General features: G+C 48.6%; 16 protein-coding genes. 4 read left to right on the top strand and 12 right to left on the bottom strand.

What is annotated here, in order from left to right; translation table 11 throughout:
* Positions 1-14: 14 nt before the first annotated feature.
* Entirely contained in the window at positions 15-614 is a 600-nt protein-coding gene (locus JOY44_RS17460) for a glutathione S-transferase family protein (protein WP_171574881.1), read from the bottom strand.
* Between the two features lie 147 nt (positions 615-761).
* Here JOY44_RS17460 and JOY44_RS17455 point away from each other — a divergent pair, with 147 nt between their 5' ends.
* Positions 762-1,322, top strand: coding sequence for a TetR/AcrR family transcriptional regulator (locus JOY44_RS17455; RefSeq protein ID WP_171574880.1), 561 nt, complete (start codon positions 762-764; stop codon positions 1,320-1,322).
* An 11-nt stretch (positions 1,323-1,333) separates the two neighbouring features.
* Here the strand turns inward: JOY44_RS17455 and JOY44_RS17450 are convergent, their stop codons facing one another.
* From JOY44_RS17450 to JOY44_RS17440, 3 genes are all read right to left on the bottom strand, one after another.
* Positions 1,334-1,561 (bottom strand): hypothetical protein, encoded by a 228-nt coding sequence (locus JOY44_RS17450; RefSeq protein WP_171574879.1) that lies wholly within the window; start codon positions 1,559-1,561, stop codon positions 1,334-1,336.
* A 112-nt stretch (positions 1,562-1,673) separates the two neighbouring features.
* Entirely contained in the window at positions 1,674-3,248 is a 1,575-nt protein-coding gene (locus tag JOY44_RS17445; protein WP_171574878.1) for an ATP-dependent nuclease, read from the bottom strand.
* A gap of 198 nt (positions 3,249-3,446) precedes the next feature.
* Complete coding sequence (locus tag JOY44_RS17440) at positions 3,447-4,901, bottom strand: IctB family putative bicarbonate transporter (RefSeq protein WP_171574877.1); 1,455 nt, start codon at positions 4,899-4,901, stop codon at positions 3,447-3,449.
* Between the two features lie 160 nt (positions 4,902-5,061).
* Here JOY44_RS17440 and JOY44_RS17435 point away from each other — a divergent pair, with 160 nt between their 5' ends.
* Positions 5,062-5,358, top strand: a complete 297-nt coding sequence (locus JOY44_RS17435) for a hypothetical protein (protein WP_171573856.1) — start codon at positions 5,062-5,064, stop codon at positions 5,356-5,358.
* A gap of 64 nt (positions 5,359-5,422) precedes the next feature.
* Here the strand turns inward: JOY44_RS17435 and JOY44_RS17430 are convergent, their stop codons facing one another.
* The gene (locus tag JOY44_RS17430) at positions 5,423-5,734 is read right to left on the bottom strand and encodes a hypothetical protein (RefSeq protein WP_171574876.1); all 312 of its coding nucleotides are present in this window, start codon (positions 5,732-5,734) and stop codon (positions 5,423-5,425) included.
* Positions 5,735-6,236: 502 nt separating this feature from the next.
* Positions 6,237-7,295 carry a photosystem II D2 protein (photosystem q(a) protein) gene (psbD, locus tag JOY44_RS17425; RefSeq protein ID WP_171571824.1) on the bottom strand — a complete coding sequence of 353 codons (1,059 nt, stop codon included), beginning with the start codon at positions 7,293-7,295 and terminating at the stop codon, positions 6,237-6,239.
* A gap of 425 nt (positions 7,296-7,720) precedes the next feature.
* On the opposite strand from psbD, the gene JOY44_RS17420 reads away from it, so the two are divergent.
* Positions 7,721-8,701, top strand: coding sequence for an alpha/beta hydrolase (locus JOY44_RS17420; protein ID WP_171574875.1), 981 nt, complete (start codon positions 7,721-7,723; stop codon positions 8,699-8,701).
* Between the two features lie 7 nt (positions 8,702-8,708).
* Here JOY44_RS17420 and mdh read toward each other — a convergent pair whose 3' ends face one another.
* The 4 genes from mdh to JOY44_RS17400 all read right to left on the bottom strand — a co-directional run bounded on the left by mdh (position 8,709) and on the right by JOY44_RS17400 (position 15,839).
* Complete coding sequence (gene mdh, locus JOY44_RS17415; protein WP_197985532.1) at positions 8,709-9,869, bottom strand: malate dehydrogenase; 1,161 nt, start codon at positions 9,867-9,869, stop codon at positions 8,709-8,711.
* On the bottom strand, positions 9,860-14,056 hold the full coding sequence (locus tag JOY44_RS17410; RefSeq protein ID WP_171574874.1) for a hypothetical protein: 4,197 nt from the start codon (positions 14,054-14,056) through the stop codon (positions 9,860-9,862). The genes mdh and JOY44_RS17410 overlap by 10 nt, the downstream gene beginning before the upstream one ends.
* 146 nt (positions 14,057-14,202) lie before the next feature.
* Positions 14,203-15,309 (bottom strand): tRNA guanosine(34) transglycosylase Tgt, encoded by a 1,107-nt coding sequence (gene tgt / locus JOY44_RS17405; protein WP_171574873.1) that lies wholly within the window; start codon positions 15,307-15,309, stop codon positions 14,203-14,205.
* Positions 15,310-15,380: 71 nt separating this feature from the next.
* A complete protein-coding gene (locus JOY44_RS17400) occupies positions 15,381-15,839 on the bottom strand; it encodes a hypothetical protein (protein ID WP_171574872.1) in 459 nt (152 codons plus the stop codon).
* 454 nt (positions 15,840-16,293) lie between these two features.
* Between JOY44_RS17400 and cobS the strand changes: the two genes are divergently transcribed.
* Positions 16,294-17,091, top strand: coding sequence for an adenosylcobinamide-GDP ribazoletransferase (gene cobS, locus JOY44_RS17395; RefSeq protein ID WP_197985531.1), 798 nt, complete (start codon positions 16,294-16,296; stop codon positions 17,089-17,091).
* Here the strand turns inward: cobS and JOY44_RS17390 are convergent.
* Positions 17,084-17,572, bottom strand: a complete 489-nt coding sequence (locus JOY44_RS17390) for a GNAT family N-acetyltransferase (protein WP_171574871.1) — start codon at positions 17,570-17,572, stop codon at positions 17,084-17,086. The two genes, cobS and JOY44_RS17390, sit on opposite strands and share 8 nt — an antisense overlap.
* Before the next feature lie 152 nt (positions 17,573-17,724).
* The gene (locus JOY44_RS17385) at positions 17,725-18,324 is read right to left on the bottom strand and encodes a tRNA-(ms[2]io[6]A)-hydroxylase (protein WP_171574870.1); all 600 of its coding nucleotides are present in this window, start codon (positions 18,322-18,324) and stop codon (positions 17,725-17,727) included.
* Positions 18,325-18,546: the final 222 nt, after the last annotated feature.

The following is an 18,546-nucleotide window of genomic DNA, read 5'->3' as shown; positions in this document are numbered from 1 at the left end:
GCTCTTAAACCTATCTACAAGCCTGCCATGGGAATATAACCAGGCAATTGCTTGACTCGTTCGATCCACGCCAGCACGTCGGTGTAGGCATCCAGGTTGATTTTGCCGTCACGTGCTAGAGCCACATAAGGAAAGATCGCAATATCAGCGATCGTTGGGCGCTCAAACTCTAACCAGGTGCGCGTCTCCAAATGCTGGTTCAACTGCGTCAGAATGAACTCTGATTTCTGAGTTGCCCGTTCAATCTCAACAGCGGTTACGCCAAACAAGTAATGAAGCCGCGCATTTTCAGGACCCTGCCGAACTTCCCCTGCTGCTGTTGAGAGCCAACGAATGACTTGCGCCAGCGGTAGAGCTTCACTTGGCAGCCATTCTTCACCTCCATACTGACGCGCCAAATAAACCAAAATTGCCTGGGCATCAGGCAGGGTGACCTCTCCATCCACCAACACAGGCACCTGTCCAAAAGAATTTCGCGCCAAATGTGCTGCCCCTTTGTGCTCTGCTTTCATTAAATCGACGGTGATCCAGTCAAATTCCAGCTTCAACAAGGACAAAAACAGTCGGGCTTTGTAGCTATTGCCGGATAGTTCGTGACCATAGAGCTTAATCATGGGTTGAATCCTCTAGATTTCGTGAAAAAGAATAGTCGCTTAGGAAAAATCCAATTCGTGTACCGTTCGTTCGGTATAGAGAAACTGTACTGAACGTTCGGTATGATTGTCAATAGATGAATTAAACTTTTTTCACGGGTTGCGACGATGTCTAAGCAAACTTATGTACCCTTTCTGCTAGATCTGTTCCGACAGTTTGGCTACGATGGCGTGACGCTATCCAAAATTTCGCAGGCAACAGGGTTAGGAAAAGCCAGTCTTTACCATCATTTTCCGGGCGGCAAGGATGAGATGGTAGAAACTGTGTTGGCAGATCTAGAACAGGGTTTAGAGCAAATTACTTTGGAGGCAGTTCGCGGTGAAGGCAATGCCAGAAAGCGTTTAGGGCGCATGTGCGATCGCATCGCCAGTGTTTACCAGGATGGTCAAAAACCTTGTCTACTGGCTGCCTTACTGCTCGGTTCAGCGAAGGATGTGTTTCAAGATAAAGTGCAACTCTTGTTAAAGTCGTGGATTGATGCGATCGCCGCCGTATTAGTTGAAGCGGGAATGGACAGCGCGATCGCCCAGCAGCGAGGAGAAGATGGTGTGATTGCCATTCAAGGGGCACTGATCTTAGCTCAGGGGCTAAACGATCCAGCGCCCTTTCAACGCGTACTGAAACAACTACCGCAAAAACTTTGGGAGGGCATTGCCGAGAGACATTAGAAGCAGTGATTTCAGGCTTTTGACTTATCTAAACATTGACATAACTCTGTAATCACATACCTGGCTGATTGGGGTCGAAATTTGCCTGCACGAAAATCAGCTAAGCTCTGTTGGGCATCCGCAGCCATTTCTGCACGACGACTTTCGTGGTGACGATTTTGCAGAATCTTAATCAGTATTTCCTGCTGTTCGTAGGACAGTTGCAAAGCCTTTTCTAACACCTGGTCGAGAGTATTCATGATGGAATTAGATTAATGTTCTATTGAGCGGTTTCAAGTAGCCTCTGCGTCATCACAAGGTTTTCCTTCAGTCTGTTTCAATAGGGCTATCTATGTTGCGTTGTAGTGTCTTTCATCTATTAAGAAATTCTCGAATAAATCCAATAAGTCTCTGTGACTCTTCTGGGGCAGAATCAAAAGCACTCTTTATTAAGTGACTTGCCACAACCGTCTCACCAAGCGTTAGGATTTTTGCTGCTTCACGGAACTCATTATGCTTACCAGCCCTAGATGCAGAATCTAATAAATCATCGACTTCCGCTATTGACATTTGCAGTTCTCTCTCAAATCTCTCATAAAAAGGGTTTCTATCGTTAGGTTTAACAATCCAAGATTCGGGCCATTCATCACCTGGTAGAAACAGCAGACGTTCTTCTACCCATTCCTTAGATTTTTGTTGTTCAGTAGGATTCTCTAGAGCTTTTATAAACAGATTAATCTGCTCAATCTTCTTCGATGACTTATCTCCATCAAGGAACACACATACTTCTAATATTTTGTCTTTTTTATGTTTGGTTTCCTTGTATCTTGCAGCGAGGTGCCGCATAACTGCGGCGGCTGAACCAATAGGTAAAACATGTGTGCGGGAGCGAAGCTCTTTATCCAAAACTGTTTCAAGTATTAATTTTGCTGCTTCGTCTTCTACTAAAATATCCAACTCAACATTTCGACGACCTGAAAGCTTACCAGTTGCATAAGCTGGCGAAATCCCAGGTATGATGACGGTCTCAACCCCACTGCGTTCAAGGAAAATTCTACTTTCCGGTGGCAAACATTCAAGAATACGAGAAGAGTGAGTTGTACAAATGATCTGGAATTTACGCTTTTTACAAACTTCTTTCAATTCTTTGATTAAATTTTCCTGAGCCTTCTCATGAAGACCAAGTTCTATTTCGTCGATCAAAATTAGAGATCCATCAGGACATTCATAAATGATTGAAAATAGCTCAAATAAAGAGTGTTCTCCTGCTCCCATATTGAAGCCAGAATAAATTTTCTGATCTTTTTTAGCTACGACAGGTAAACGGTATTTTGAATGTCGCCTATAACTGAAACTGATGTAGTCAGTTCCAAGAATTCTGCCCACAATCTCGCGAACATTATCTTCCCAGCCGTGATCGGTTCCCGACTTGAATTTACCTCGATAACTCTTAGATACGCTTCTTTCCGAATGTGGGACAATTCGCTCAACTCCAAGAAATACAACAGTACGCCTTGCTCTAGAGTCATAGTTATTCCAACGACCTCCTGATTTTTTAATACGATGTTGCCAAGCTGCTCCAGCCTTGCCTCCCTTCCATCTATCGTGAAGGATTTCGTAGCCAACTATTATATTTCCCAGTGCAACCTCTTCTTTTGTCTGGACAAAAAAATCTGAAAAAGTGTAATATGGCTGCTTTCTCCCAGACAATTTAAAGCCGCTAGATGTGTTGTGGAAAGCACAAGCTGATAATGCAAGGACTGTAGTTTTACAAGACCCATTGCACCCAGCTATTGCTGTTATTGGATAACAAAAGTCTACAGTGGCTTTTCTAAGACCTCGTATCTGTCCATGCAATACTTTTATCGTGCGTAGTGTCGCACACGAATTGTCGTTGGGAAACCATTTAAGATTATCCTCATCTAGCTTTGAGTAGTTGTATGCCATTTCGTAGATATCAATAGGAAATAAAACTCAAAGCAGACAAGTACTCTCAATTTCTAAACAGAAATTATAGCCGCCCAGTCGGCTTTAGCTTACTCTAACGACATTTCCCTGACCAATGCCCTACGATTGCTTGCAACATAATAATTACTTTAGTTGGAGAAGAAATTGAAAACCATTACAGTTCTCGCATTTGATTCTCTACTCCTCAGTTCCCACTTCTATTTGTCTCGGCATGTAGTAGCTGGCAATTATGCCAAACATCAGCCACCAAAGGGTGTTAACTTCAGGGCGATACAGCACCGTATCAACTAGACCGTGAGCAATCATGCCGAAGAGAGACGCGATCGCCGCAATCAGCCACAAACCATCGCGATTCGTGAAACGATCCCTATGGGAATCGCTCGCTTGACGCAGCCGTTGGATCGCGTCCCAGCCTTGGGCTATGGTCACTGTTAGCAGCCATACAAAGCAAGTGAATCCAATAATTCCGGCTTCTAAAATCACTTCTAGAAGAATGGAATAAGCGCTCAGGGCAGAATAACGCGCCTTCATGTAGAGAGGATAGATTTTGTTGAAGGCAACATTACCAGGACCAATGCCCCAAATAGGATGATCTTTAATCATTTCAATGACTGCCAGCCAGACATTAATCCGAAAGTTGTTGCTACTGTCACCCCGTCCGGCAAACATGCTGCCTACGCGATCGCGCAAGGGTTCGACCACGAGCATCGCCAAAATCACTACGACCGCAGCACTTCCCAGCACGATTGGCAATGCCCACCGTCGCCAAAATCGCGGTAGATAAATACTCCACCAGTGCGCCAGCAGCAGCAGCAATACGCCAACGGCGACTACAATCCCAATCCAGCCACCTCGACTAAAGGTCAGCGCCAAGCACACACTATTGACGACTACCATTACGGCAGCCAGTGCTTTTTGCATCCAGCTTTGCCAGACAAACACCGCTGCAACGCTAAACGCGATCGCAGGAATTAAGTATCCTGCCAGCAAGTTTGGGTTACCCAGATAGCTATACACCCGCGTTGTTTTGGAAAGCGGCGAAGCGGGATCAACCCAGGTTGCCAATGCTGCTGTGCCAGAGAACCATTGCTGCAAGCCGTACACACTCACTGCTAAAGCGGCTAACAAGTAAACCGCAATTACCCAAGAACGAATGCGGGGAGATCGCAATATCCGCGCCACCAACGCAAAAAATAGGAGATAAAGCGTTAGCTTTTGCCAACCTACAAAAGCCGCCTTTTTCACGGGAGACATTGCCGTTGCGATCGACACGGCTGACCAATAGAGCAGCACGAGAACGTGAATCGGAGTGGCGAGAGGGGGGCGACGAGGGGCGAGTGGCAAATCAGCCTCCAACGCCTTTATTTCTTGCTCATCTTCTGAGAGCGTCAATAAAACCCAGTAGGCTCCACAAGCCGCTAGAAGTACAGCAACTAGCTCATTGTTAACAAAAGGAGCCAGCGCAAAGACCAGCATGACTAGTGCTCCGCCGATCTCGTTTGCCCAGCGCATCACCCAGCTCCCCCGTCGCCACTGCCGCAGCGGACCAACGAGATAATGCAAGTAGCTGGCATTGAGCCATTGCTGAAGTGGCAAAGTGGATAGCGTCAGGGTTTGCCAAGCGGAGTTCATAAGGGCACTCGCGATCGCGTAAAAGGATTCCTGGCTATTTTAGTCGATTAGGGGCAAGGGACTGGAAATAGGGGAAGGAAAAATTATTTGCGACCTCTGTAAAACGCTTAAGGCAAACTGTATCTATCAGCTTAGAGTCATTTTCAACTAGGAAATGCCAATGGCACGACAACTTAAACGGTGGGAATCGCCCCGTAAAGAAGGACGAAACGATAAAGGACGGGGTGGATCTGCTCGTCAGCGTCAGCGAAAAAAGCAGTTTCAAGCACTGCGAAAAAAGCTGAAGGAACAGACAGACAATCAAGCAGACAGTCAAGACAACAAAAATCAGAAAAACCAAAGTGGGGAGGCGAATCAGCTTCCCCTTTCTTTTGTCAAGTTTCAACTTGAGCGCGTCAGTTACCGCAGTACCCGAACAACTCTCCAACCATTTTTTGATTTGCCAAAGTTGGCATAGACGCTCCTAGTCTTTAGATAAATTGGTTGTGCCCATTGGTTAGCAACGCAATCGTCTTAACAAATTACTGACCAGGTGGTTTCTTTTTAGGAATGCTTAACAAAGGCAATGTTGGACGAGAAGCGGAAGATGGTAACGCATACAGTGGCGTGCGATTTGGGACACGCTTGAAAAGCGTGGTGGATTTACGGCTCTGAAGTTGCCACCAACCAAGGGCGATCGCCATGCCGACAGTGCCTAAACCTAGTGACATCAACACCCAATGGGTACTTAATCCGCCAATTACAACATTCACTGCACCAGCTGTTGCTGCAAAGCTGAGTACAGGTTCCCGACGATATTTTGATCTAAAGCTTCGAGTCCACGAACTATTCATGCAAAAGCTCTACTGAAATATTCTAAATGCTCAAATATATTCTAGTTTTTAAGGCGATCGCGTTGATGAGATTGAAATCCCCTTTAAAAAACTATCCGCTCTCACCTAGATAAGGTAAGAGCGGTGTAGCGGGTCATCGAACTGAACCTAACTGCCGGAAGAAACTCTTGCGTAACTTAAATTTAAGTCGACTCTGGAGCCTTCCAAAACATTAAACTATCGGCTAGAGAATGGCTCCGGCGCGCAGTTGGCTTTTTCCAGTCTGACGACCCATGGTTTTACTACTATCTGGCATGGGCATCACCTCCTTATTCCTGAACGGTAAGTTTCAAGGGTTTGCAATTTGGTGTTTCTAAGAACACCTGAACTTAAGATAACACAATTTTATAGAATGCGATCGCTTTGAAAACAAGCGACTCAACAGGTTGCAGAGGTTACTGGAAAAAATAAAAAGCCTCCATCATAAAAACGAAGGCTTTTTGAGTAAAAAACCGTCCAATCCTTAGAGAGCGTTCCCGCGAGGTAATACTTCTTCAGGGAAGATAAAGTTTTCGTGAATCTGGTCTTGAGGAGCCATCCAAGCGCGGATGCCTTCATTGAGCAGAATATTCTTGGTGTAGAACGTTTCAAACTCAGGGTCTTCCGCTGCCCGGATTTCCTGTGAAACAAAGTCATACGCTCTCAGGTTGAGCGCTAAACCGATGATACCAATCGATGCCATCCACAATCCCGTGACTGGCACAAACAACATGAAGAAGTGCAACCAGCGCTTGTTGGAAAAGGCGATGCCAAAGATTTGTGACCAAAAGCGGTTCGCGGTCACCATGGAGTAGGTTTCTTCGGCCTGAGTGGGCGAGAAAGCGGTGAAGGTGTTGGAGCCTTCGCCATCTTCAAACAAGGTGTTTTCAACCGTGGCTCCGTGGATGGCGCAGAGCAATGCACCGCCCAAGATGCCGGCAACGCCCATCATGTGGAAGGGGTTGAGGGTGAAGTTATGAAAGCCCTGAACAAACAGGATGAATCGGAAGATGCCCGCTACGCCCAGGCTGGGTGCAAAGAACCAGCTCGATTGTCCCAAGGGATAGATTAAGAAGACGGAGACAAACACAGCAATCGGTCCGGTGAACGCGATCGCGTTGTAAGGACGAATGCCCACTAAGCGAGCGATTTCGATTTGGCGCAGGCAGAAGCCGATGAGGGCAAATGCACCATGCAAGGCAACGAAGGCCCAAAGACCGCCGAGTTGGAACCAGCGAGTCAGGTCACCTTGAGCCTCGGGTCCCCACAAGAACAGAAGGGAATGCCCGAGGCTATCAGCGGGGGTGGAGACGGCTGCGGTCAGAAAGTTGCAGCCTTCTAGATAGGATGATGCGAGTCCGTGGGTATACCAGGAGGTGACGAAGGTGGTGCCGGTTAGCCATCCGCCGATTGCCATGTAGGCGCAGGGGAATAGCAGTAAGCCGGACCAGCCGATGAAGACAAAGCGATCGCGCTTCAGCCAGTCGTCAAGAGCGTCAAACAGCCCTTGTTTTGCAGGCGCGCGCCCCATTGCTACGGTCATACGGTAAAACTCCAGATTAGATACGAGTGCTTAAGAGGTTTTTCAGTCAAACCCTAATTAGCCTGAATCAGAAAAATTCAGAATAATTAAAGTATGAACAGAGTTTACGTTTCTTTACTATCTGCTAATTATACAAATTAGTCCATAAATTTTCTATGTAAATTCTGAATATGTTTGGTCTAAGTATTTATGCTCAATCACTGCTATGACTATTGTTGAAGCTATTTTGAAAATAGAGTTAAAAGGTTTCAGTCATGCCCGACGATACAGGTGCCTTCCTCATTGGAATAGCAGTTCTCGTCTTATATTTAGGACTGTCTGCTCTAACGGAGATGGGCACGAAATTGCCTTGGAAGGCAATATGTTTAACAGCAAATTTAACGAACAGCAAATTCATTATTCGGTCTTAAGGGACACATAAATTCATGGTTGGGCTAGATTTAGTTAAAAACTTGTTGCTAATCGTAACAACGCTCTATCAGGCGATCGCCTGCTGGCATGAAGATCAAACATCACCGCCCGGTCAGCGCATCGACATAGGCGGATACAAGCTGCATTTATACACCGCAGGCGACTCCACGAGCCAGCCAACCATCGTGCTGGATCACAGCTTGGGCGGCATCGAAGGCTATTTCTTATTGCCAGAACTGGCGAAGTTGGGTCGGGTTTGTTGTTACGATCGCGCTGGATATGGATGGAGCGATCGCAGCCCCCATCCTCGCAACAGCCAGCAGATTGTCACCGAACTCGATCAGCTTCTCACTGCTGCCAACGTTGCCCCACCCTATCTGCTGATTGGTAATTCCTTTGGCAGCTACAATCTGCGGCTTTATGCCTACCAGTTTCCTGAAAAAGTTGTGGGGTTGGTGTTAACCGATGGCTTGCACGAAAACGGCATGTTGCAGATGACGTTACTGCTGCGTGCTTTGAAACTATTTTTTATCTCTGGCTTTGTCATGTGCTTGCTGGGAGCTGGTTTGGGAATTATTCGCCTGCTGAAGATCTGTGGAGTGTTTGAGCTAATCAAGCCTCCGCTAAGACAGTATCCCAGCAGTACTTTGAACCGGGTCAAGCGATCGTTTTGCCGTCCCAAACATTGGATTACAATGGCTCAAGAGATGTGGAGCCTGGACACAAGCGGACGGCAACTTCAAGCTGTTGAGTCCCTCGGCTCTTTGCCAATCGTCAGCATCAAAGCCAACAGCTTTTTCAAACCATCTTTATGGACGCGGTTCATTCCCTTAGAAGCCGCCAATCGACTGCGCGATGAAATGCATCAGGAGCTATTAAAACTTTCAACCGATTGCACTCAACTTCAAGCCGAAACTAGCGGTCACTTTGTTTGGCTGGATCAACCAGAGGTGATGATCCAAGCAGTGAAGATTCTTTTGGAAAAAGCTAACTGAATGAGTTCTAGAAGTTCAACCCTGATTCATTGAGTAGCGCCACCAAGCGCTCCAAATTTTGCCGCACGGCATCGGCTGACGTGTTTAATTCTGCTTGCTCCTGTGGGGTTAACTCCAGTTCCAGCACACTTTCAATTCCCTCAGAACCTAAACGGCAGGGCACTCCAAGGAAAATATCTTCTAGCCCGTATTGTCCTTGTAGATAAGCAGCAACCGGTAAAATGCGCGGCTGGTTGAAAATGATTGACTCGACCATCACGGCAACTGCTGAGGCGGGAGCGTAATAAGCTCCGCCGGTTTTTAGGAGTCCTACCAGTTCTGCCCCGCCATTTCGAGTGCGGGCTACAATTCGAGCGATCGCGGCTTCATCTAAGAATCGGTCAATTGGAATGCCATTCACGGTGGAATAGCGCGGCAGCGGCACCATCAAATCACCGTGACTGCCCAATACCATGGCATTAATGTCATTAATTGACACGCCTAACTCCATGGCGATGAAGGTTTGAAACCGGGAAGAATCTAGCACTCCTGCCATGCCCATGACTTTGTGGATCGGCAAATGGCTAGCTTTCCAGGCGACGTAGGTCATCACATCCAGCGGATTGGTGACCACCAGAAGGATGGCATTCGGTGCGTGTTCCATGACCCTGCGGGTTACATCCAGCACAATCTTGCCGTTCGTCAGCAGCAGATCATCACGGCTCATGCCGGGGCGGCGCGGTAACCCGGCGGTGATCACCACCAGATCGACATCGGCAGTATCTTTAAAGTCGTTTGTGCCCACAATTTGGCGATCGTGGTGTTCCACGCCCCGCGCTTCCATCAAATCTAATGCCACCCCTTGAGGGCGACCTTCCACCACATCTAGCAACACGACATCGGCAATATTTTTTTCGGCTAGCCGTTGCGTCAGGGTTGCGCCCACGTTGCCCGCCCCAATCACCGCCACACGAGCGGTGGAACTGGGAACCTGAGAGGGACGAAGCGCCATCCCATACATCTGTGAAGCGGAAGGATCAGAACTGGAAGTCATAGGGTTGAACAGCAGACAGCAGAAAGAACTCAGCAGGACTTCTTCAAATCCTGAATCTAAATTATGCTGCACGGCATCCAAAAAATTGGCAAAAGTCAGATTTTGCTCACCTTTGCGTCGGAATACTATTGCCAATCATCGAGTTCAACAATCCAGCGTTGCAGGAGGCTGTTGACCTGACTGCGACGGGCTTCAAAGGTAGCGGCAATCCAAATCAGCAGTAGCCCAACCGCAATGCCGATCGCCCACAGCACCAGAGAATAATCGCTAATAAAGCGCCACACTTGCCATAGCACTTGCAGCATGAAGGTGGCGGTGCCGACATACAGCAGTGCTCGAATTCTGAGCAACACTCCTGCAAAGATGAATCCTAAATCAATCGCGATCGCGCCCAAGCCAACCAGCAGGGGAAGAATGCCAGCAATTCCCACCTGCGCTTGATAAAACGCTGTCAAGCTGACAGTACCAGTGGCAAGACAGCGCAGCCAATGGCGCGTTTCGCGCTTGTCGGGCGATCGCAAGCTTGGTTCAACTTGGGCAACGTATAAGAGAGAAAACCCGATCACAGCGGCAATCCACAGCGGTTCTATAGCTCCCCGTTCGTGCAGCATTCGCAACACTGCCCAATCTGCCAGCAGCACGCTAAGGTAGCTTAAGCTGACGCGCCGTTCTGCACTCGACAACCAGCCATAAAACGCCGCTACGATCAGCAGACTTTGAATGTTGCTGCCCCATCCCGTTAGCAGAATTGCAATGGTAGGGAGCACGATCGCCGCCTGTCGCCACGGATGCCAATTCCAGCCCCACCGATCCCAAGGTGCAAAGTAGAGAAATACGGCAATGATCGCCGCGATCGCTCCAGCCCAATCGATCAACATCGCATCCGGTAGCCAGCGGTGTAGCCAATAGGTCAATGTCACCAAGCTCTGGGTGATTCCGGCGTAGATCCACAGGGAAGTGGAAGATACGAAGTACGGAGCGTGGAGTGCAGAGTGCGGAGTTTCCTCTGATCCCCGCTCTATGTTTTGCGATCTCTGATCCCTGTTTCGTCCCATTGCCAGGGCATATGCCGTAGCTGTTGCGATCGCTGTTGTCCAGAGCCATTCACCAAAAGCGCTTAGATTAAACAAGGCGGGTATCAGTAGGGTTGAGCCTAAAATCCAGTGGGCGTGGGCGATCGCTTGCCACATCCATTCAGGAACTCGCAGGTAAGGGATCAGCCAGCGCTGGAGCGCGTAGTAGGTGATCGCAAACGCGATCGCTAACCCTGCCAATAGGGTAATGCCATCTCCTGAACTGCCACCTTTTGCCTGCAACAGTTGATAGAGCAGCAGTTCGTAAGCAGCGATGGAAACCCCACCCAATGACAAAAAAGTGAGCCACTTTAGCCACCCTTGACGACGACCGACCCCAAGCCCCACAAGCGCCGCAGCAAAAGTATACCAACCCGTGGTAGCCGTAAACGTGCGGTGCTGAATCACGACTCCAAAAAGCGCGTAGAGAATAGGGATGACGTGAAAGGCGGAAGGGTGATTCGGCGTAACTTCTGCGGAGGCGCTATGTAAAGGGAGTTCGGAGTCGGGAGTTGGGAGTTGGTCGAGCCTTTGATCCCGGTTCCCGGTTTCCTGTTCCCTAACCCCGCGTCCCGCGCCCCCTGATTGCCTGCTTACCATCCACCAATCACCGCCGAGCTGAGTGGCTAAGCCGAGGGCAAGATTAGCAATTCCTAAAGCGTCAAGGGAACGCCCCGTGAGAGCAATGCTGCTGGTGAGTAGGAGTTCCACGCTCCAAGCGATCGCGTGGAAGCCGACATTGCTGGCACTTTGCCATAGTCGATAGCCGATAGCGGCGATCAAAATGGCTGACGCGATCGCATCGTTTGCCGTGGATTGATTGAATTCTAAGTAAACAGCAGCCTGACTTAGGGTGAGCACAACCAGAGTTAATAGGGTTAGCGCAATAGCCCAACCATCTGCAGCTTTCTGATAGAGGTTCTTGAGGTGATGGGGTGGGTGGTTTAGTAGCCAACCTCGCAGCAACCAGAGAACCAGCACCGCGATCGCCAGCATAACGGTGGCAAAACCAATGGTACGGTTGTTGGCAAAAATCTCCCAAGCGGTGACAGCAGCAAATCCTAGCCCAAAGCCAGTGGTGAGCACTGCCGCGACTAAACGCTGCATTCGGCGAGTATTCAGCAGCATTAGCACCGTTGCAATGCCGAGACTGATTAACCGCCCCGCGATCGTGGTAAACATGAGCGGCTGCACCAGTACCAACGCCACACTACTTAATCCGCTCGCGGTGTAGCCATAGGAAAATCGTCGTTGGTTGCCCAACAGTGTCAACATCAACGGCACGATTAGCCACAGTCCACCCCAATCGAGTGTTTGTTCTTGCAACCCATGGAGCCACAACAGCCCATAGCTCAACGCTGCCAGAGTTAGCCCAAAATACCAGGCGCTCAATTGCCATGATGTGCGGGGAGCCAAGAGTGCGGAGGATTGGACGCTGCTTTCTGGTTCTATTGAGTGTCTTCTACTACCGATCCAGCCGATGCTAAGGCTCCATTCGGCGACCATGCCAACGAGTAATATACCTGCCCACGTAGTAGAAGATAGCGTGGGAAACCTCCAGTCAATTCCAGAGGCGATCGCGGCTAAAAGAATGCCATGAGTCAGGTAAATCAGCCGGGGTGAAGGCTGAACTCGTTTAGTGGTGATCATCAGTAGCGTGACTGCCGACAGCAGCAAGTTGAGCGATCGCACCCAAGCATTATCCAAACTGATCAGGGTCAATGCACTGCCCAAACCCAGTGCCAAAAATTCTGCATATTGGGCTAGTCCAGGGCGTTGCCACCGTCTCAAGCGAAACGCTAAAACCACTGTGAGCAGCACGTAAGGAAACAAACCTAGCCCCAGAAAAGTCAACGGCGTCGCATCCGTTCCGGCAAGTTGAGTAAAGAAGGTCAGGATGCGGGTTTGGACAGCAGCGGGAACCACTTGCCAGACCAACCAGCAGGCTTGCAATCCCACCAAAAAGCCAGTGATTAAATCAATCGGTGACCCGATACGACGCAAGCGATCGCCCAGCAGCCACAGCGCCAATCCACTCACCGCGATCGCCTGCCACGGGGGAATCACCGTCACCGCCACCAGCCACCCCAACAGCAGCAGCCCTGCTCCAGCCCTCATCCAGACAGCACGGGCTGAATTTTGACGCGCCAACCAACACAGCACCCAGCCGCAGATCCCCAATGCCAAACCCAGTTGGTTAATCGGCACTTGAGCCATCAGCGCCGCCCGTCCAATCAAAATCAGTGCAAACGCTGCTACTGCAATTTTACTCAGAGAGGGAGAAACGAATGGTAGATTGATCGGTGAAGTGATCGCCTCAACTGGCTCTATTTCTCTATTTTCTGTTCTCTGCTCCCTATTCCCTGCTCTCTGCACTAACACCGCCGCCGCCCCAACCGTTCCCCCATACACCGCCCAAAAAGGCACTTCCTGCCAGCCCCAACCCCAATGCAGCCAAGTCAGGGTGATCGCGGCGATCAGCAGCATCCCGTCACGACTAGATTTCAACAGCAGAATCAAGATGCCAGTCAAGAGAAAAGACGCGATCGCTGCCATACCCAGCCCAACCGGACTTTGCCCCAACTGAAACCCGTCCATCATCCAAAAATTGACGGGGATAATCAACACTGTGGCAATGCTCAACATGCGGCTGGTCAACTGCAAGGAGGCCTGTTTTCCTGTCCACCAGCCGACTCCCCAAAAGACCAGCGTGTAGCCCAATAAAATGCTGTACTGCCCGACGGCTGAAAAGTTGCGCCATTGGGTCGCTGCTAGCACGCCCGACGACACCACAACCAAAAACACACCTAAAAATAGCAGCCACAAGACGCTGAGTTCTGCCATGAAAGACTGCAACAGTCGAGCAGCCACTGTGGGATGGCGAACAGGTGCAGAGACTACAGGCGTTTCAGAAACAGCACTTGCACTTCGACGGGGATCATATTGCAAATCTCCCTGCCTCGACTGATCCGTTGCTTCAGGCGGAAGAAAATTGCCTCCCACTTTCACAGGTGGCTCTATTGCGTTGGGTGTTTCCAGGTCTGCTGCAATTCCCGTGAGGGCAACACTTTGCGGACTCTCTGAGACCTGCGGCACTGGGCAGACTAGTTGTTCCGCACAAATTTGCCGCACCAGCACATCAGAAATTAATCCCAGTTGCAGCCAGCTTTCTAGCCCTTCTAGTAAAGCCGGACTGACAGAGCGAACAACTAGCTCAAGCGTAAATTGGCGATCGCGAGGAGAAGCCATGGAAGAAAAGAATATAGCTCTCCATTATCATCGCGCCTGTTCTGTGACATCGCTCAAATCTTTAGCCAACCAATGTCTAAGCGATCGCCGTGCTTTGCCAATTCAACTCAGTCGTACTTCTACCGCGACAATGAGTTTTCCCTCAATTAATCGGTCAACCATGATCCAAATTCCTCCACAAAGCGCCCTTGAACAATGGACTGACGGATGCGCTGGGTGAATTGAATCAGTTCAGTAATGTTATGAATTGAAAGCAGGGTATAGGCCAATATCTCCTGAGATCTCAGCAAATGGCTGACATAGGCACGGGTAAAGTTTTGGCAGGTATAGCAAAGACAGGCCTCATCTAGAGGGGTAAAGTCTTCTCGAAATCGAGTGTTTTTCAGGTTCCACCGTTCTCCCCCCACGATCGCATTGCCATGTCGTGCCAACCGAGTCGGAATTACACAGTCAAATAAATCAACACCTGCTGCGATCGCCTGCACCATTTCTCGATGAGTTCCTACCCCCATCAAATACCGAGGCTTTTCCGCAGGGAGCAAGGGCGCAGTTGCCTTAACAATGTGCTGAATGAGCGCTGGCGGCTCTCCAACGCTGACTCCACCAATTGCAAAACCCGGCAAATCTAAATCTGCCAGTTGTCTAGCAGCAAACTCGCGCAAATCAGGATAAACTCCACCCTGAACAATGCCAAAAAGTGCTTGATCTGATCGCTGATGAGCAACCATACACCGCTTCAGCCAGCGAAAGGTTCGCTCTGTTGCCTCTTGCACACTCTCGCGAGTCGCGGGGTAAGGTGGGCATTCATCAAACGCCATAATCACATCGGCACCCAGCGAATTTTGAATTTCAATCGAGCGTTCAGGCGATAAATAAATCATCTGTCCATCGCGAGGCGATCGAAAATGCACACCTTCTTCGGCGATCGTTCGCATTTCACTCAGGCTAAACACCTGAAATCCTCCTGAATCCGTCAGAATCGGACCCTTCCACGCCATAAAGCGATGCAAACCACCCGCTTTTGCCACGATATCTTCACCAGGCTGTAGATGAAGATGGTACGTATTTGCCAGTACCATTTGTGCGCCTGTTGCTTGCAATTGGTCAGGCGTAATGGTTTTAACATTTGCTAAAGTGCCAACGGGCATAAATCGAGGCGTTTCCACTTGCCCATGGGGAGTTGAAAAAACACCTACTCTCGCTTGGGTATGGCTACAGGTTGCCTGACACTGAAAAGAAAATTGAGTATTCAACGGTATTGAGCGATCGACACAGATTTTTCATTGTGCCACTTTGAATGGAATCAAGATTGACTACTTTGACTTTAAAGAAAGAAATGCTCATCATCGTCAATTTGCACATCCCATCCAGCAGCTAACACATCAGCAACCACTGCATCCAAAGCTGCCGCATTCAAATTGCGGCTATGTTGCTCCGACAGCGGATTGGATAAAGGCACAATTTTCAGTTGACGGCTGTCTTGAACTAAGTTAAAACAAGGTGTCTGGTCAGAAGACAGCCCAATCTCAAGATAATCAAAGCTTTGAACATTGAGATAAAGTGCGTGGTTGGCAACCAAAGTAGAACGATAAGGATCGGCAAAAACTTCAAGAATATAGCCTTCTCCCTGACTCATTGTGATGTCATCTTGGAGATGCATGTACTGAACACGTCCTAAGTCTGAAAGCAGTCTTTGCATGTCTTGAATGTTAACAATAGTGCCACTATCAACAATGCAAGGAGCAATGGGACGCTGACTACGGGGAGATTGTTCATAACTCATGTAGAGAAAGCCTCTGAACTGAATAAGCCGAGCAGTTTGACAAGACAGGCATCTGTATAACAGAACCCAAAAATCCTTCAATACTTAGAAACTAAAGGATTAACAAAAGCGATCAAAGAACAGCATGAAATGTGACCACTTCAACAAAATTCTTCGACTTTAAAATAGTTAGTTTGCCAAAAAGATAACGACCTAAGGACTTGACTAATAGTAGGAAATAGATGTAAAGAAGACAGAATCCAGCGGAGATGAAGTCGCGTATCAGGTATGTTTTAAGTTTATCCCAACTTTTTTAGGTCACAGCGAATGAATTTGATTAATTTCCTTATAAAAGTGATTCAATAAAAGGATTTTTCATATCTGTGGGTATTCACCAAACTTTGCCACTAGATGTAGATAAATTAAAATTGAGTCTTGCAAAATTAAATTTATGCGGTCTATCAATTAAGTTTTTATGACCGATCCGCATTCAGCAATGGAATCTGAAGATAGAGCTGGGCGATCGCTGCTGCCAACTTTTTTAGGCGCGATCGTGTTTTATACTTGCATTCCTTTACCCAGTCATTGGCACTTAAAATTTTATGGAATTGCTGAATGGGCACCTCTGATTGGCTTGCTGATTGGTGCTTTGCTAGGGTTAACCGATACTGGGTTACAACAGCTAGGAATGCCAATTTTGGTTCGCAGTGCGCTGCTCGTCGTCGCTTGGGTTGGTATCACCGGGGGGCTGCATCTAGATGGGGCGATGGATACTGCGGATGGGTTGGCAGTCCTTGATCCAGCGCGGCGCTTAGAAGTGATGGCGGATAGCCGGACGGGCGCTTTTGGGGCAATGGTTGCTGTGGCAATTGTGTTACTAAAAACGACTGCTTTGGCAAGCCTAGAAACCAATCGCTGGATCTATTTAATGGCAGCGGCAGGTTGGGGACGATGGGGACAACTGGTGGCGATCGCCCAATATTCCTACCTAAAACTTGAAGGGAAAGGCGCTTTACACAAAGTGGCAATTCAATCGATTTGGCAAGCCCTGCCTAGTGGGCTGATGCTGCTAGGATTCAGCGGAATTTTTGTTGGGCTACATCCGCAGCAATGGGCTGGGGCAATCGGAATGGCAGCGGTTGGCAGCGCGATCGCCGTTTCGACAGGAGCCTGGTTCAACCAAAAGCTGGATGGTCATACAGGAGACACCTATGGAGCCGTTGTGGAATGGACTGAGACACTATTGTTGTGCGTGCTAACCGTAACTAGCTGAAACTCAAAACTTTTACATACACACGATCGCATCGGGCTGTCTCGACTCCGGTTGTAGGTTCATAGCCGCTGCTTTCATAAAGCTTGACGGCTTCCTGTAATACACTGGCGGTTTCGATCCAGATTTTCTCGAACCCGCGTGCGGCGATCGCGGCTTCCAATTGTTGCAGCAACCATTGCCCCAAACCTTGACCTCTGGATTCCGGCAACACATACATTTTGCGAATTTCGACAGCGTTTTGTGACCGTTGAATAGGGTAATAAGCGGCAGTGCCAACTAACTTGCCTTGCTGCTCAATTACCCAAAACTCGCCGCCTGTTTGCAAATAATAGGTTTCAACTTCTTGCACATCGCAATCGGCTCCATTCGGCTCCCACCCCAAACCGTACTCTACCAGCACAGAGTGAATGACTTCGGCGGCAATTGCGCGATCGCCCACCTGCCAATCTCGAATTAAAAAAGTCTGATAGGTTTTCCGCATGATGGGTTGGTTACCAAACTTTTGCCATTTTTAGGATAAATCCAGGTAGTTCAGGTTCACCACTCACTGTTTCAGAATGCAGGCAGGTTAATTGCCATCGAAGTGGAGTCTGCTTGAATGAGCAACCTAGTCGTCATCGTATAGAACTCCTGCTAGCTATGAATTCGGGGTTCGGGATGTAACGTAGAGAGGAGCTCACTTTCCACTGTTGCCAATTGTTCTAAACGTTGATTTGCCACAGTGCGATCGCAATAGGTTGTTGCCAAAACCCAGTAAATGCCATAGTGACGAGCCTCCGATGCCATTAATCCCCGATAAAATTTTGCCAGTTCAGGATCCGGGCAATGGGTTCCCAACAACCCTAAGCGCTCGTGGCTGCGGGCTTCAATTAAGGCAGACACTAGCAAAGCATCCAGCAGGCGATCGGGTTCTTGGGAACGAATTTGCTTACTCAAACTAGCCCCATAGGGAGGAGCGGCTAAAGGTGCAAGGGGAATGCCACGTTGCTCCAAAATCTGGTTGACCTGATCGAAGTGTTCTAGCTCTTCTTGGGCAATAGCAGTCAGCGCTCGCACCAGTTTGGTACGTGCCGGATAACGAAACATCAGATTCAACGCAACTCCCGCCGCCTTGCGCTCACAGTGGGAATGATCCAACAAAACCGTATCCAAATTTGCCAGCGCCTGCTCTATCCATGCGTCTGAAGTGGGTTCTTGCAAAAATTTAATCGTTGTCGCTGTTGATGAAACCATCGAGTTTGGGAGCTGGTTATTTAGTCTACAAACCTAAAAAGTAGACTGTTTTTTATTGAATCCATAAAAATATGAAACGTTACAATCCTTGACTTCCCATAGAGTATCGCTTTTTCAGGCTCGTGTTACGACAGAAAAACAGCCTGTTCTTGCTCAACTCGTCTTCATCTTCCTGCTTTTAAACCCGCATTTACTCTTATAATCGCCTCATCAGTCAATTTG

Origin of the sequence: Leptolyngbya sp. Cla-17 (assembly GCF_016807185.1) — a bacterium.
Lineage (GTDB): Bacteria > Cyanobacteriota > Cyanobacteriia > Leptolyngbyales > Leptolyngbyaceae > ULC077BIN1.
This window is presented reverse-complemented; position numbering and strand designations above follow the sequence as displayed.

Bases quoted from the DNA above. Each gene is read 5' to 3' on its own strand.
- JOY44_RS17460 (WP_171574881.1), bottom strand. From the start codon at position 614: ATGATTAAGCTCTATGGTCACGAACTATCCGGCAATAGCTACAAAGCC.
- JOY44_RS17455 (WP_171574880.1), top strand. From the start codon at position 762: ATGTCTAAGCAAACTTATGTACCCTTTCTGCTAGATCTGTTCCGACAG.
- JOY44_RS17450 (WP_171574879.1), bottom strand. From the start codon at position 1,561: ATGAATACTCTCGACCAGGTGTTAGAAAAGGCTTTGCAACTGTCCTAC.
- JOY44_RS17445 (WP_171574878.1), bottom strand. From the start codon at position 3,248: ATGGCATACAACTACTCAAAGCTAGATGAGGATAATCTTAAATGGTTT.
- JOY44_RS17440 (WP_171574877.1), bottom strand. From the start codon at position 4,901: ATGAACTCCGCTTGGCAAACCCTGACGCTATCCACTTTGCCACTTCAG.
- JOY44_RS17435 (WP_171573856.1), top strand. From the start codon at position 5,062: ATGGCACGACAACTTAAACGGTGGGAATCGCCCCGTAAAGAAGGACGA.
- JOY44_RS17430 (WP_171574876.1), bottom strand. From the start codon at position 5,734: ATGAATAGTTCGTGGACTCGAAGCTTTAGATCAAAATATCGTCGGGAA.
- psbD (WP_171571824.1), bottom strand. From the start codon at position 7,295: ATGACCGTAGCAATGGGGCGCGCGCCTGCAAAACAAGGGCTGTTTGAC.
- JOY44_RS17420 (WP_171574875.1), top strand. From the start codon at position 7,721: ATGGTTGGGCTAGATTTAGTTAAAAACTTGTTGCTAATCGTAACAACG.
- JOY44_RS17410 (WP_171574874.1), bottom strand. From the start codon at position 14,056: ATGGCTTCTCCTCGCGATCGCCAATTTACGCTTGAGCTAGTTGTTCGC.
- JOY44_RS17400 (WP_171574872.1), bottom strand. From the start codon at position 15,839: ATGAGTTATGAACAATCTCCCCGTAGTCAGCGTCCCATTGCTCCTTGC.
- cobS (WP_197985531.1), top strand. From the start codon at position 16,294: ATGACCGATCCGCATTCAGCAATGGAATCTGAAGATAGAGCTGGGCGA.
- JOY44_RS17390 (WP_171574871.1), bottom strand. From the start codon at position 17,572: ATGCGGAAAACCTATCAGACTTTTTTAATTCGAGATTGGCAGGTGGGC.
- JOY44_RS17385 (WP_171574870.1), bottom strand. From the start codon at position 18,324: ATGGTTTCATCAACAGCGACAACGATTAAATTTTTGCAAGAACCCACT.